Below are 13587 nucleotides of genomic sequence, written 5' to 3' on the forward strand. Positions count from 1 at the left end.
GAAGGCTATGACTCGTATTTTTGGAACCGACGGAGTTCGCGGTCTTGCGAACAAGAAGCTCACCCCGATTCTGGCTTTGCGCTTGGGACAGGCAGCGGCGGAGGTATTCACCTCTGACCGTGAATCCTATGAACGCCGCCCGCTCGCCATCATTGGCCGTGACCCACGCGTGTCCGGTGAGATGCTGGACGCTGCTATCGCTTCGGGTTTGGCGTCGCGTGGTGTCGACGTCGTGCGTGTCGGCGTGCTGCCTACCCCTGCAATCGCGTTCCTTACCGATGACTTTGGGGCAGATCTCGGCGTGATGATTTCGGCCTCCCACAACCCGATGCCGGATAACGGAATCAAGTTCTTCTCCGCGGGCGGCAAGAAGCTTCCCGACGACGTGGAGGACCGCATCCAAGCCACCATGGACACCATCACCGAAGGTGGACCCACGGGCACCAAGATCGGCCGTATCATCTCGGAGGCTCCGGACGGTCGTGAGCGTTACCTCAAGCACCTCAAGGAGGTCGTGTCTACCGATCTGAAGGGCATCAAGGTCGTGGTGGATACCGCGAATGGTGCGGCATCCAAGGTGGCGCCGCAGGCCTATGAGGCGGCCGGCGCGGAGGTCATCGCTATCCACAACAAGCCGAACGCCTTCAACATCAACGAGGACTGCGGTTCGACGCACATTGAGAAGACCCAGGCGGCCGTCGTGGAGCACGGCGCCGACTTGGGCCTGGCACACGACGGCGATGCGGATCGCTGCCTGGCTGTCGACGCCGAGGGCAACGTGGTCGACGGCGACCAGATCATGGCCCTGCTGGCCGTGGGCATGAAGGAGGAGAACGACCTTCGCTTCAACACCCTCGTAGCCACCGTGATGTCCAACCTGGGCCTCAAGATTGCGATGAAGGAGCAGGGTATCGAGGTCAAGGAAACCGCAGTGGGCGACCGCTACGTGCTGGAGGAGCTCAACCGCGGTGACTTCTCCCTCGGCGGCGAACAGTCGGGCCACGTGGTCTTGCCCGACGATTGCACTACTGGTGACGGCACCCTGACCGGCCTGTCCATCATGGCGCGCATGGCCAAGTCCGGGCAGACCCTGAAGGAGCTGGCCTCAGTGATGACGGTGCTTCCGCAGGTGCTCATCAACGTGCCGGTATCCGATAAGTCGGGTATCCTCAACTCCTCCGAGGTCAAGGAAGCCATCGCTGCCGCCGAGGCGGAACTGGGCGATACCGGACGCGTTCTGCTGCGTCCCTCCGGCACCGAGGAGCTCTTCCGCGTCATGGTGGAGGCCGCCGAAAAGGAGCAGGCGCGCAAGGTAGCCGGCAAGCTCGCGGCGGTCGTGGCCGCGGTGTAGCGCAGCTTAAGAAGGGGGCGGTTTCTCGGAACACTTTGTGGTTCCGGGGAACCGGTTGGGGGCTTTCTCAGTCCAATAAGGGCAGGAATAACTGTTCGTTGTGGACGAGAAGGAGGGGCTCGATGCCCGACGTATTTTTTGATGAGGACGAAGCCACGCGGCTTCTCAGTCACGTAATAGATCAGACGGCGGCGCAGAGCGACGCCCATCGGAGCGACGTGCCTGACTTTCCGGCGGCGTCGGCAGGCAGAGACTTTGGCGGTCATGCGTCTCAGATCCAAGGTCTGCTGAGCCGCCTGCACGAGCGCGGTGCGTGGCGTTTAGACAACATGTCCTCCACAGCGGATGCGGCGCGAGCTCAGGTAAGGGCTTTCGGGGACGTCGACCGGGGCCTTGCCGGGCAGCTCGGCGAACCGGGTGCGGGGGTGAACTGATGACCACCATGGTGAAGTCACTGTTGGGGGACTATTCGCAGGCAGTCTCTCAATTCCAGGCAGCCAGCAAGGGCGGCTACGCCGGCCCCAGCACTCCCATCGATCTACTGGGAGACATGGTGGGCTCTGTCGACGGAATCAAGCCCCAAGACCTGGTAGGAAGTACTGCCTCCGCCATGGGGGCGCGCCGCCCGTCCGGTGGTGGTTCCGGGCTCAAAGATTTTCTCCTCGGCACGGTGGTGTCGCTGGCTGGGGAAGCGATCATGGACCACCTGCGCGGCGTACAGGATGATTACGAGGAGGAACGCCGTGAGGCCGATGATCTGGTGGAGTCGGCGCAGCAGTGCTCAGATGCGATTGAGGACGTCGTGGACGTGTCCGACTCGGCGCTGGTGGAGCTTATCTCTGCCGTCATTCCTCTGCTCAACATCTTGACGGTGCTCCTGCAGCGCCACCCGCTGGGCAAGCTCATCATCCCGGTGATTTCCGCCATCGGCGGCGACCTCATCGAGCAGACGAATGACACGATCACGCAGACCTGCCGGGACCGCGATACCGCCATCGAGAACTGCTATTGCGAGTTTGAAAAGCGCTGTTCCGAGGTATGCGAGCGCGAGCTTCCGGAGACACCACCCGAGCCTGAGTGTGGCTGCGAGGAAGAGCCGAAGCCCTGCCCGCAACCAGAACAACCGCAAGCACCGGTGCCTACTCAGCCCGGGCAGCCGGCTGCGCCTTCCCAACCCGCTCAGCCCACGCAACCTGCCCAGCCCACGCAACCTGCTCAGCCCACGCAGCCGACCCAGCCAGTGGCACCGGAGGCCCCGGCCACACCTAGCGTGCCCGACGAGCCGGACACTCCCACCGAGCCTGCTTCCGTGCCTGCTAAGGAGTGCCCGCCGCCGACGACGCCACAAAGTGTTGTCACCCCAGAGTCCGTGAAGCCAGAACCAGAGCCAACGCCAGTCGAGCAGACGGTTAAGTCCTGTGATTGCGCAGCGAAATTCGAAGAGCGGGAGTGTGAGTGCGACACGCAGGTGCGTGAAACCATCACGACCACGCCCGCTGACGCTGCTACCGAAGTGACGACGGAGACCGAGTCTCCTATCCAAGAGTCAACCGCTGATGTCATCCAGGAGGAATCCTCAGACTGCGCTGTGGTGCAAGAGGAAGAGTCAGTAGTAGAAGTTACCGAGGCCGAGGAGTGCGAGGATTCGGAGGAGACAACCACCGAGTGCGCATGCGAGCCGGAGGTATCGTGCACCGGAATCCTTGGAGCTGTCGGTGTGGGCGTGGCCATCGTGGGGATTGGGCTGTTGGCGGATGCCGCACTCGAGTGCTTGGACAATCTCCCTGAACCGGACCCTGTCCCAGAGCCAGAGCCTGAACCGGAACCACTACCTGAGCCAGAACCAGAACCGCAGCCGGAACCTGAGCATGATGATGGGGTGATGGCACCGCCGCCGGAGCTCGAAACCGTTCCGGAGCCGGCTCCGCCGGCAGAAAAGGTTGCTCACATGCAGGCAGCTGCGGCACCTGCCCCAGACCCAGCTCCCGCGCCGGAACCCGTTTCTTCACCAGATCCCGCTCCTGCTCCGGCACCGGAGCCTGGCCCTGAGCACCGTGAGGAGCCAGGACCTAGCTCAGAATCCTCATCCGTCCAAGCACGAAAGGCAGGGCAGTGGTAATGCCGCACAATGATTTCGATGAGTTCGCACGCGGATTCCGTGAGCGCACGGCCGCCAGGCTCCTAGAGTTTGAAAAGGCAATGGCTAAGGCGCAGGACGATTTAGAGAAGTCTGCGCAGCGCGCCGCGCAAGCCCAAAATACCGATACGGCTCCGGGGCGAACCCCCGCGTCGCGTTCAGTACAGCCGAATCCACGGGTTAGCCGGGGTCGCCCACGTGGGCAGGTGCAGTCCGTGTTGCGGCGTGGATAACGGTTACTGAATCCAATAATTAAAAGTTGTTGCTATTCTCGTCCACATACTTTGTACGTGATGCCGGTAAACAGTGTGGAGGAGAACGAGTGCACATTCCCGCTCTTTATGACGCGCGGTGGGTCATTCTTCCACTTGCCGCTGCCATCATGCTGGGCGTGGTGTTGTGCGTGGAACTCAAATACAGGAGTTCAGCGGCGCGGACTATCGCATGGTCAGCGGTGCAGGTGTTTCTACCGCTTATCGGATTCGTTGCCTGGCTGGTGCTTGAACTTCCGCGGCTAAAACGTACACAGCAGGACGGATAAGTCTCCGTCCTGCGTGTTCTACGTGCCGGCCGCGTAAGACCTAGCGGGGTGCTAGTGGGTGCTCTCGTGACCAGCGCGCTTCGCCAAATCTTCCCCGGCGAAGCTCTCAACGCCCTTGGCAGCAGCGTCGGCAGCCGCGAAGTCGTCGTACTTGGACTCGCCGGCCAGCTCACTGAGCAGGAAGCCGGTGACCAAGCCACGGGCGGTCTCCACCTCGGAGCCCTGGAAGAAGCCGGAGCCGAGAGCGAGCTTGAAGAATTTGTCCTCGCTGAAGCCGGATTGAGTGCCCTTGGCAATCTCGCGGTACGCCACCGGTCCGCCCCAGGCGTTCGCCAGCTTGGCGGGGTTGCCGGCACGGAAGATGTCATCCTCGCCAGAGCCGATGATGAGGCCGTGCGCCTTGACCGACGGTGCTGCCTGCACCGCGGACGGAGACGTGTCCGCCGGGTACAGTGCGGCGACCGCACGGACCTTGGGGTTATCCACGGCTGCGAGGGTGGCTACGCCGCCGCCCATGCCGTGGCCCACGACGCCTAGCTTGGAGGCAGAGACCGAAATCTTGCCCGCGCCCAGCTTGACGCCGGTAGCAATCTGCAGGGCGGACTCAACGTCCGCGACCAAGTTGCGGTGCTTGGCAAAAGCGCCGGTCTCCGTATCGGGGGCAACAACGACGATGCCCCAGCTGGCCAGGTGGCGCAGGGTGGCGTGGTAGGCCTTGACGTTCTTCGTCCAGTCGTGGGCAAAGGCCACGGCGGGCAGGCCCTTTCCCTCAGTGGGCGTGTACACCTTGCCCTCCAGACCTGCATAGGACAGGTCACCGACGAGGACGCGGTGCGGGCCGCGCTTGGACAACGTACCGAGATGCTTCTTCAAATTCGCAGACACGCTATACAGAATAGAGGAAGCACGTTGCTCGCGGTGGAAAGCATGAGGATTGCTGTCCCAGGACGACGAGAATTGTCCTAGCACTTTTGTATAAAGCCCTGTCCTGTAGGATCAGGGCCTATGTGTGGAATCGTTGGATATGTTGGCCACAACACTGATGGCCGTGATTACTTTGCCCTGGACGTAGTGCTGGAAGGCCTGCGCCGTTTGGAGTACCGCGGATATGACTCCGCTGGTGTTGCTTTGTACGCCGACGGCGAGATTAGCTGGCGCAAGAAGGCCGGCAAGGTCGCCGCGCTGGACGCGGAGATTGAGGCCCGCCCGCTCAAGGACTCTGTCCTGGGCATTGGCCACACCCGCTGGGCCACCCACGGCGGCCCGACGGATCTCAACGCCCACCCACACGTGGTGGACAGCGGCAAGCTGGCCGTGGTGCACAACGGCATTATTGAAAACTTCGCGGAGCTCAAGCACGAGCTGACGGCGAAGGGACACAACTTCGTTTCTGAGACCGATACTGAGGTTGCGGCAACCCTGCTGGGTGACGTCTTCCACGGCGAGGCCGCCGGTGACCTGACCAAGGCCATGCAGCTGACCTGCCAGCGCCTGGAGGGTGCGTTCACCCTGCTGGCTATCCACGCTGACCAGGCTGACCGCATCGTCGCGGCCCGCCGTGACTCGCCGCTGGTTATCGGCCTGGGTGAGGGCGAGAACTTCCTGGGGTCCGACGTGTCCGGCTTTATCGATTACACCAAGTCCGCCGTGGAGATGGACAACGATCAGGTTGTCACCATCACCGCGGACGACGTGGAGATCACTGACTACTCCGGCAACCCGGCGCAGGGCAAGCCTTTCGAGATCAAGTGGGACGCCGCCGCTGCCGAAAAGGGCGGCTACAACTCCTTCATGGAGAAGGAAATCCACGACCAGCCTGCCGCCGTGCGCGATACCCTGCTGGGCCGCCTGGATGAGGACGGCAACCTGATCCTGGATGAGGTCCGCATTGAGGAGTCGGTGCTCAAGTCCATCGACAAGATCATCATCATCGCTTGCGGCACCGCCGCGTACGCCGGCCACGTTGCCCGCTACGCCATTGAGCACTGGTGCCGCATCCCGTGCGAGGTGGAGCTGGCCCACGAGTTCCGCTACCGCGACCCGATTGTTAATGAGAAGACCTTGGTCGTGGCCCTGTCCCAGTCAGGCGAGACCATGGATACCCTCATGGCGGTGCGCCACGCCCGCCAGCAGGGTGCGAAGGTGATTGCTATCTGCAACACCCAGGGCTCTTCCATTCCGCGCGAGTCCGACGCTGCGCTGTACACTCACGCCGGCCCGGAGATCGCGGTGGCCTCCACCAAGGCCTTCCTGGCGCAGATCACCGCCACCTACCTGCTGGGCCTGTACCTGGCGCGCCTGCGTGGCAACATGTTCTCCGACGAGGTCACCGCGGTTCTCAATGAGCTGCGTGACATGCCGGAGAAGGTACAGCACGTCATTGACAACGAAAAGCAGGTCTACGACCTGTCCAACGCTATGGTCGACGCCGACTCGGTGCTCTTCCTCGGCCGTCACGTGGGCTTCCCGGTGGCGCTCGAGGGCGCGCTGAAGCTCAAGGAGATCGCGTACCTGCACGCCGAGGGCTTTGCCGCCGGCGAGCTCAAGCACGGCCCGATCGCGCTGGTGGAGGAAGGCCAGCCGGTCTTCGTCATCGTGCCGTCCCCGCGCGGCCGCGATTCTCTACACTCCAAGGTGGTCTCCAACATCCAGGAGATCCGCGCCCGTGGCGCCATCACCATCGTCATCGCGGAGGAGGGCGACCACGCCGTGGAGGCTTACGCCAACCACGTCATCCGCATCCCGCAGGCGCCGACGCTCATGCAGCCCCTGCTGGCCACCGTCCCGCTGCAGATTTTCGCCTGCGGTGTGGCCACGGCGAAGGGCTACGACGTGGACCAGCCGCGTAACCTGGCTAAGTCCGTGACCGTGGAGTAACACCCACGCCACATCACCCCTCAACGAGCGGGCAGCGAGCTTCAGGCTCCTGCCCGCTCGTGGCACAATGAGGGACATGTTGAAAACCCTCATTGACCTTGACGCTATTGCCCATAACGTGGCCTGCGTCAAGGAAATCGTGGCGCCTGCGCGCCTGATGTGCGTGGTGAAGGCGGATGCCTACGGCCACGGCAGCCAGCGCGTTGCGCCAGTGATGGAGGCCGCCGGCGCTGATGCGTTCGGCGTGGCCACTCTGGCTGAGGCCGTGGCGCTGCGCCGCGTCATTCCCACTACAGACATCGTGGCGTGGCTGTGGGATCCGCAGGAGGACCTTTCGGAGGCGCTTGCCGCCGGGATCCAGATCGGCATCCCCTCCCTGGAGCACGCCCGCGCGCTGGTGGCCACGGGGCTAGACGCCGAGGCCTTCTTGATGGTGGAGACGGGGATGCACCGGTCGGGCGTCGATAAGCAGGCGTGGGATGAGGCCTGTGCCGTGCTTGCCGACGCCCCCACGGTCACCCTCCTCGGCCTCATGTCCCACTTTGCGTGCGCTGACGAGCCAGAGCACCCGCACAATGACCACCAAGAGTCCGAGTTCCGCGAGGCCCTGGCCCACGCGCGCGCCGCGGGCCTGGAGTGCCCGCTGAACCACCTGGCGAACTCCGCCGCGGCGCTGACCCGACCCTCCGCGCGCTTCGAGCAGGTGCGCGTGGGCGTAGCGCTCTACGGCCTGGAGCCCGTGCCGGGGCTGGACCACGGGCTGCGCCCGGCCATGACATGGGAGAGCTCCGTCGTGGCGGTCAAGCCGATTGGGGAGGGGGAGTCCACCAGCTACGGCCTGACCTGGACTGCGCAGTCGCAGCGGCAGCTAGCCACCGTCGCGGTGGGGTATGCCGACGGGCTGCCCCGCAACATTCAGGGCGCACTCCAGGTGGGCCTGGGTGGAAAGCTGTATCCGCAGGTGGGGCGCGTGTGCATGGACCAGATCGTCGTGGACTTGGGGGAGAACCCGCACGGCGTGCGCGCCGGGGACCGCGCGGTCATTTTCGGTGACGGCGGCATGAGCGCCACACAGCTGGCGGACGCGACCGGGACCATCAACTACGAAATCGTGTGTCGCCCCACCGGGCGCACACAGCGCACCTACGGTGAAGGAGGTAACAATGCGCGGTGATATTGCCCACGAAGGAACCCGGATTGCGGCGACCGCGGAAGACACCCAGGCCTTCGGCGAGGAGCTTGGCGCAGCCCTCGAAGCCGGGGACTTGGTCATCCTCGACGGTCCGCTGGGGGCCGGTAAAACCACCTTCACACAGGGTATTGCCCGTGGCATGCAGGTCAAGGGCAGGGTCACGTCTCCCACCTTCGTCATCGCCCGTGAGCACCCCTCGACCGTGGGTGGCCCTGCGCTCATTCACGTCGATGCCTACCGGCTGCTGGACCACTCCGATGATCCTCTGGGGGAGCTCGACAGTTTAGACTTAGATACCGAAATTGAGGACGCCGTCGTCGTTGCCGAATGGGGCGGCGATTTTATGGAGCGACTCGCTGACGCATGTCTGGTCGTATCCATCAATCGTGACTCCGACGATGATGTCCGTGAGTTCTCGTGGAAATGGGTGACGTAACGTGCTGACCTTCCTTGCCCAACAACCGCTGCTCACGCTCTTTCTCATCATGGCGGTGGGCTTGGCAATCGGAAAGATTAACTTTTTCGGGATTTCGCTCGGTGCTGCCGCGGCGATGTTCGTAGCACTCGGCTTGTCCGCTGCGAACCCCGATATCGCGATCCCGCCGTTTGTGTACCAATTTGGTCTGGCCATCTTCGTCTACATTATTGGTCTCAACTTCGGGCGCAGCTTCTTCCAGGATTTCCGGCGGCGGGGCTGGAAGATGTCCGCAGTGGTGGTCGTCTTCTTCTTCATCCTCGCGGGACTGGCCGCGCTCTTTGTCCGCATCTTTGACCTCGATCCGGCCATCGGCGTGGGTACGCTGGCCGGATCCTTAAGCTCGACGCCGGGCATGGCCGCCGTGGTGGAGGCGCTCAACGGCGACAGCACCCCGGTGGTGGGCTACTCCCTGGCCTACCCGGGCTGCATCATCGGTACCATCCTCGTCGCCGCGATCGGCGCCAAGGTCTTCCGCGTCAACCACGTCAAAGACGCCAAGGACGAAGGGATGCTGTCGGAGCCGCTGGAGTGGAAGGCAGTGCGTCTGACCAAGGATCCCGGCGTGACGGTGGGCGAGCTCCCAGAGTTCACCGGGGAGAAGGTGATTGCCACTCGCTGCGTGCGTACTGACAACCAGCACGAGCTGGCGGACCCAGACATGCGGGTGAAAGAAGGCATGGAGCTTCTGCTCAACGGCACGGGCCCGGCGCTGGACCGTGCGATTGCCCTCCTGGGTAAAGAGATTGATCTGAATCTGCACGAAAAAGATGGCCTCATCTACCGCCGCGTGACGGTGTCCAACCCGCAGGTGGCCGGCCGCACCATCGAGGAGCTGGACACGATGAGCCACGGCTTCCTCATCGCGCGAATCCGCCGCGGCGATACCCAGATTGTGCCGAACGACAACACCGTCCTGTACTACTCGGACCGCGTCCGCGTCGTGACCGCACCGGGTCGCCTCAATGACGTGCGCGACTTCCTCGGTGACTCGGAGTCCAAGCTGGGCAACCTGGACCTATTCCCCTTCGCGCTGGGCCTGCTTTTGGGCTTGCTCTTCGGCGCCATCCCGATTCCGCTGCCGGGCGGCACCACGTTGTCCTTCGGCTTCGGTGGCGGCCCCATCGTGGTAGGCCTCATCCTCGGCGCGATTGGCCGTACCGGCCCGATTCACTGGCAGATGCCGTTCCACTCCAAGCAGACCATCTCCACGCTGGGCCTGACGCTGTTCCTGGCGGGCGTGGGTACCTCGGCTGGTGGCCAGTTCCGCGATGCGATGTCGGACCCGACCTCCCTGAAGTACATGGGCGTGGGCATCATCCTCAGCCTGGTCTCCGCTATCGGCCTGGGCGTGGTGTGCACCCTGGTGCTGCGCTTGAAGTTCGACGAGGCCATGGGCGTGGCCGCTGGTATGACCACCAACCCGGCGATCATGGCCTACCTCAACCCGCAGACGGGCACCCAGCTGGCGGAGCGCGGCTACGCCACGGTGTATCCCACGACGATGATCGGCAAGATCCTCATGTGCCAGATGTTGGCCTTGATTATCGTTTGATAGCCGTCGCGTAGGATATTCACGTACTGCTGATTCCCGCCACCGCCCCGGAGGAGCGAATAACACCTTTATGAACAAGTTTGGCCAATTCATCACCACTGTCGTCATCGGCGCCTTCGCCGTCTTTCTGGTCGCCCTCATCGCGCTGCCGATGGTCCGGACTCCGGAGGCGGAGTCGAAGGAGCCGTCGACTGTTGCCCAGTCCCTGAACACGTACCCGAAGCACTTGGACTACGCTACGTTCATCCCGCAGGATGTCTACGGCGAGGAGTGGAATCCGATTGTCGGCGTGTGCCCAGGCGCTACCGAAGAGCAGCTTCAGAATATCGGCGTGGAGACGGACGGCCTGAACATTGATTTCGTTGATGGTGCCGTGCCGGACGACGTGAACTATCTCCTCCGGGTCTCGGTGAACAATGAGTTCAAGGCCGAGAAGCTGCCGCGCGCGAAGGCAGACATGTGCGACCGCCTGCTTCAGCAGCTGAAGTCCCCGGAGGCCGCGGGCCAGGACATTCCGCCGTTCGTGCCATTCCAGCAGGGACAGCCGCTGCAGTTTGTGCGCGATATCCCGCAGTACGAGGAGCAGATGGGCAAGGATAACCCGGACTACGTCGATACCGACTGGCACCTCCTGGGCTAATGAAGGTTCTCGCACTCGATACCGCAACCACCGATCTGGTGACCGGCGTCGTCGACACGGAGACCGGCGAGAGCACCGACCGCGTTCTCACCGATACCCGCGCCCACAATGAGCAGCTCATCCCGACGGTGGAGGCACTGCTTGACGACGTCTCACTGACCTACGCCGACCTTTCCGCCATCGTCGTGGGCACCGGGCCCGGCCCCTTTACCGGCCTGCGCGTCGGCATGGCCACCGCCTCCGCCCTGGGCGTGGCGCTGGGCCTGCCCGTCCACGGCGTGTGCACGCTCGACGCCATCGCGCACGGCCGGGAAGGAGAGTGGCTCGTGGCTATCGACGCCCGCCGCAAGGAGGTCTACTGGGCCACCTACTCTAACGCGCGCCGCGTGAGCGGTCCCGAGGTGTCCAAGCCGGAGGAGCTTGCCGGCGCGGCTGCGCGCCTGGTGTTCCCGGAATCCATCGCCCCGCGCCTGCCCGAGGAGCTTGCCGGTCTGCCGCGCGAGTGGGCCACCCCGCGCGCGAAGGGCCTGGTGGCGTGTGCTGACCTAGACGCGGAGCCAGCCCCGCTGGTGCCGCTGTACCTGCGCCGGCCTGACGCCAAGGTACCGAAGTCCGCGCCGCGCTCGGCCGCGCTTGTGGGCGGCGACGGCCGGCCAGCATCATGAGGCTGCGCCCGCTCACGGCAGCTGATGCCCCGCGCTGCGCCGAGCTGGAAAAGGTGCTCTTCCCCGGCGAAAGCCCCTGGCCCGCTCGCGCCTTCGAGCAGGAGATCGCGGCCGGGCACACCACCTACTGGGCGGTTGACGCCAGCAGCGACCACGCGGACAGCGAAGCACTAGGCTATGCCGGGGTGGGGCGCATGGGGCCGGCCGCCTGGCCAGAGTACGAAATCCGCACCATTGGCGTGGCGCCGGAGGCCCAGCGCCGCGGCATCGCGCGACTCATGATGGACGCCATCGTGGAACTCGCCGATTCCCACGATGCGCCCGTGTTCCTCGAAGTCCGCGTGGGCAACGATCCAGCCATCCGCCTCTATGAGGCCTATGATTTTGTCATCAACGGCCTGCGCCGCAACTACTATCAGCCCTCCGGCGCGGACGCCCACACCATGTACCGACCACGAAAGAGTGAGAGATGTTAATCCTCGGCATCGAGTCCTCCTGCGACGAAACCGGCGTGGGCATCATCGAGCTGTCCGACGACGGACACATGGAGATCCGCGCCGACGTCGTCGCCTCCTCCATGGAGCAGCACGCGCGGTTTGGCGGCGTGGTCCCCGAGATCGCCTCCCGCGCCCACCTCGAGGCCATGCCGCAGGTGATGGAGGCGGCGCTGAAAGAGGCGGGCGTCGACAAGCCTGATGCGGTCGCCGCCACCGTCGGCCCGGGCCTGGCCGGCGCACTCCTCGTAGGCGCCTCCGCAGCGAAAGCCTTCGCCTCCGCGTGGGGTGTGCCCTTTTACGGCGTCAACCACCTCGGTGGGCACGTGGCGGTGGCCAACCTCGAAGGCGAGGAGCTGCCGCACTCGGTGGCCCTGCTCGTCTCCGGCGGCCACACCCAGCTGCTGGAGGTCGAGGCCGTGGGCAAACCCATGAAGGAGCTGGGCACCACGCTTGACGACGCCGCCGGCGAGGCCTACGACAAAGTCTCCCGCCTCCTGGGCCTGGGGTATCCGGGCGGGCCGGTCATCGATAAGCTGGCTGGCCAGGGCGAGCCCACCATCGACCTGCCGCGCGGCCTATCCAAGGCCGAGGACTTGCGCGGGCCGAACCGCCACAACTTCTCCTTCTCGGGGCTTAAGACTGCAGTGGCGCGCTACGTGGAAAAGGCCGAGCGTGAAGGAACCACCATCCTGGTAGAGGACCTGTGTGCCTCCTTCCAGGAGGCGGTGGCGGATGTGCTCACCGCCAAGGCCGTGCGCGCCTGTAAGGACACCGGGGCTAAGGTGCTCCTACTTGGCGGCGGCGTGGCGGCGAACTCGCGGCTGCGCGCACTGGCGGCCAAGCGCTGCGAGTCCGCGGGCATTGAGCTGCGCGTGCCGCGTTTTAAGCTGTGCACCGACAACGGCGTGATGATCGCCGCGGTGGCCGCCCAGCTCATCCACGAAGGCGCGCAGCCCTCCGGGCTTGCCTGCGGCACCGATACCCAGCTGGAGGTCGAGGTCCCGCTGGTCGCAGCGGCGCGCTAGCGGATGCGGAAAGCCCAGCGCACCGGTAGTGTGGCAGGCGACTCTTTCTCACCTGCTTAACAAGGAGCTGTCTTCATGACCACTGGTTTCCTCGTCAACCCGGACCTCACGCGCCGCACCATTGAGTTCGAGCTCGAGCACGCCAACCAGTTCCTCGGTGGCACCACCGAGGACCGCGTGTCCGTGGCCTTCCAGGAGGACGGCCGGACCTACGCTGCACTGTTCAACCCGAACGCGAAGGCCGAGGGTGCGGATCCGAACCCGGTGGCCTCCCTGGCCCGCAACGCCGCCGATACCGGCAACTCCGCCTTCCTGCAGGATCCGATCCGCTCCATCTGCGGCCAGGTCATTTTCGTCGCCGCCGACGGCGAGGACAAGCACATCGACGAGGTCGTCGAGGCCGTCGAGCACGGCATCCGTGCCGTGAAGAACTACCGCGAGGACAACCCGGAGGAGTACCAGCTGTGGCGCGCGGCCGTGCTTAACTCCCACAAGCAGGTCTAACTCCCCTCAGCACACCCGCTGCACAGACGCGACGGCTCTCCGAGAGCCCGAGCGTCTTTTTGGGTTTTAGGTCCAGCTTCGTCGAGGTCGGGGTGCGAATCGTGACAACTCTCGCGCGCGGGAGGGAT

Annotated in this window: 14 protein-coding genes; 13 read left to right on the forward strand and 1 reads right to left on the reverse strand. The window is 64.4% G+C overall.

Translation table 11 applies throughout. The features are described 5' to 3' along the window. Positions 1-7 precede the first annotated feature (7 nt). The 4 genes from glmM (at position 8) to ACLI1P_RS02410 (ending at position 4029) form a co-directional block, all read left to right on the forward strand. Positions 8-1351, forward strand: a complete 1344-nt coding sequence (gene glmM / locus ACLI1P_RS02395) for a phosphoglucosamine mutase (RefSeq protein ID WP_411709313.1) — start codon at positions 8-10, stop codon at positions 1349-1351. A gap of 122 nt (positions 1352-1473) precedes the next feature. Beyond that, positions 1474-1785, forward strand: coding sequence for a hypothetical protein (locus tag ACLI1P_RS02400; RefSeq protein WP_306507011.1), 312 nt, complete (start codon positions 1474-1476; stop codon positions 1783-1785). Next, positions 1785-3470 (forward strand): zinc metalloprotease, encoded by a 1686-nt coding sequence (locus ACLI1P_RS02405; RefSeq protein ID WP_411709314.1) that lies wholly within the window; start codon positions 1785-1787, stop codon positions 3468-3470. Before ACLI1P_RS02400 ends, ACLI1P_RS02405 begins: the two co-directional genes overlap by 1 nt. 340 nt (positions 3471-3810) lie before the next feature. Further along, positions 3811-4029: a PLDc N-terminal domain-containing protein gene (locus tag ACLI1P_RS02410; RefSeq protein ID WP_306507013.1), complete on the forward strand. Its 219-nt coding sequence runs from the start codon at positions 3811-3813 to the stop codon at positions 4027-4029. A 51-nt stretch (positions 4030-4080) separates the two neighbouring features. Here the strand turns inward: ACLI1P_RS02410 and ACLI1P_RS02415 are convergent, their stop codons facing one another. Further along, positions 4081-4914, reverse strand: coding sequence for a dienelactone hydrolase family protein (locus ACLI1P_RS02415; RefSeq protein WP_411709315.1), 834 nt, complete (start codon positions 4912-4914; stop codon positions 4081-4083). A 120-nt stretch (positions 4915-5034) separates the two neighbouring features. Here ACLI1P_RS02415 and glmS point away from each other — a divergent pair, with 120 nt between their 5' ends. From glmS to ACLI1P_RS02460, 9 genes are all read left to right on the forward strand, one after another. Continuing rightward, on the forward strand, positions 5035-6906 hold the full coding sequence (glmS, locus tag ACLI1P_RS02420) for a glutamine--fructose-6-phosphate transaminase (isomerizing) (RefSeq protein WP_411709316.1): 1872 nt from the start codon (positions 5035-5037) through the stop codon (positions 6904-6906). 67 nt (positions 6907-6973) lie between these two features. Next, a complete protein-coding gene (gene alr / locus ACLI1P_RS02425; protein WP_411709317.1) occupies positions 6974-8080 on the forward strand; it encodes an alanine racemase in 1107 nt (368 codons plus the stop codon). Beyond that, on the forward strand, positions 8070-8534 hold the full coding sequence (tsaE, locus tag ACLI1P_RS02430) for a tRNA (adenosine(37)-N6)-threonylcarbamoyltransferase complex ATPase subunit type 1 TsaE (RefSeq protein WP_306507019.1): 465 nt from the start codon (positions 8070-8072) through the stop codon (positions 8532-8534). The genes alr and tsaE overlap by 11 nt, the downstream gene beginning before the upstream one ends. A 1-nt stretch (position 8535) precedes the next feature. Beyond that, positions 8536-10128, forward strand: a complete 1593-nt coding sequence (locus tag ACLI1P_RS02435) for an aspartate:alanine exchanger family transporter (protein WP_411709318.1) — start codon at positions 8536-8538, stop codon at positions 10126-10128. A 70-nt stretch (positions 10129-10198) separates the two neighbouring features. Further along, the gene (locus ACLI1P_RS02440) at positions 10199-10768 is read left to right on the forward strand and encodes a hypothetical protein (protein WP_296131516.1); all 570 of its coding nucleotides are present in this window, start codon (positions 10199-10201) and stop codon (positions 10766-10768) included. Next, on the forward strand, positions 10768-11433 hold the full coding sequence (gene tsaB, locus ACLI1P_RS02445) for a tRNA (adenosine(37)-N6)-threonylcarbamoyltransferase complex dimerization subunit type 1 TsaB (protein ID WP_411709319.1): 666 nt from the start codon (positions 10768-10770) through the stop codon (positions 11431-11433). Before ACLI1P_RS02440 ends, tsaB begins: the two co-directional genes overlap by 1 nt. Beyond that, on the forward strand, positions 11430-11909 hold the full coding sequence (gene rimI, locus ACLI1P_RS02450; protein ID WP_408930095.1) for a ribosomal protein S18-alanine N-acetyltransferase: 480 nt from the start codon (positions 11430-11432) through the stop codon (positions 11907-11909). Before tsaB ends, rimI begins: the two co-directional genes overlap by 4 nt. After that, complete coding sequence (gene tsaD / locus ACLI1P_RS02455; protein ID WP_296131524.1) at positions 11903-12955, forward strand: tRNA (adenosine(37)-N6)-threonylcarbamoyltransferase complex transferase subunit TsaD; 1053 nt, start codon at positions 11903-11905, stop codon at positions 12953-12955. Before rimI ends, tsaD begins: the two co-directional genes overlap by 7 nt. 75 nt (positions 12956-13030) lie before the next feature. After that, complete coding sequence (locus tag ACLI1P_RS02460) at positions 13031-13459, forward strand: hypothetical protein (protein ID WP_296131526.1); 429 nt, start codon at positions 13031-13033, stop codon at positions 13457-13459. The last annotated feature ends 128 nt before the right edge of the window (positions 13460-13587 follow it).

This window comes from Corynebacterium tardum (genome assembly GCF_046717785.1).
Classification (GTDB): Bacteria; Actinomycetota; Actinomycetes; order Mycobacteriales; family Mycobacteriaceae; genus Corynebacterium.

Excerpts from the sequence above, each read along its gene's own strand:
- alr (WP_411709317.1), top strand. The coding sequence starts at position 6,974 with ATGAGGGACATGTTGAAAACCCTCATTGACCTTGACGCTATTGCCCAT.
- tsaB (WP_411709319.1), top strand. The coding sequence starts at position 10,768 with ATGAAGGTTCTCGCACTCGATACCGCAACCACCGATCTGGTGACCGGC.
- ACLI1P_RS02400 (WP_306507011.1), top strand. The coding sequence starts at position 1,474 with ATGCCCGACGTATTTTTTGATGAGGACGAAGCCACGCGGCTTCTCAGT.
- tsaE (WP_306507019.1), top strand. The coding sequence starts at position 8,070 with ATGCGCGGTGATATTGCCCACGAAGGAACCCGGATTGCGGCGACCGCG.
- glmS (WP_411709316.1), top strand. The coding sequence starts at position 5,035 with ATGTGTGGAATCGTTGGATATGTTGGCCACAACACTGATGGCCGTGAT.
- tsaD (WP_296131524.1), top strand. The coding sequence starts at position 11,903 with ATGTTAATCCTCGGCATCGAGTCCTCCTGCGACGAAACCGGCGTGGGC.
- glmM (WP_411709313.1), top strand. The coding sequence starts at position 8 with ATGACTCGTATTTTTGGAACCGACGGAGTTCGCGGTCTTGCGAACAAG.
- rimI (WP_408930095.1), top strand. The coding sequence starts at position 11,430 with ATGAGGCTGCGCCCGCTCACGGCAGCTGATGCCCCGCGCTGCGCCGAG.
- ACLI1P_RS02405 (WP_411709314.1), top strand. The coding sequence starts at position 1,785 with ATGACCACCATGGTGAAGTCACTGTTGGGGGACTATTCGCAGGCAGTC.
- ACLI1P_RS02460 (WP_296131526.1), top strand. The coding sequence starts at position 13,031 with ATGACCACTGGTTTCCTCGTCAACCCGGACCTCACGCGCCGCACCATT.
- ACLI1P_RS02440 (WP_296131516.1), top strand. The coding sequence starts at position 10,199 with ATGAACAAGTTTGGCCAATTCATCACCACTGTCGTCATCGGCGCCTTC.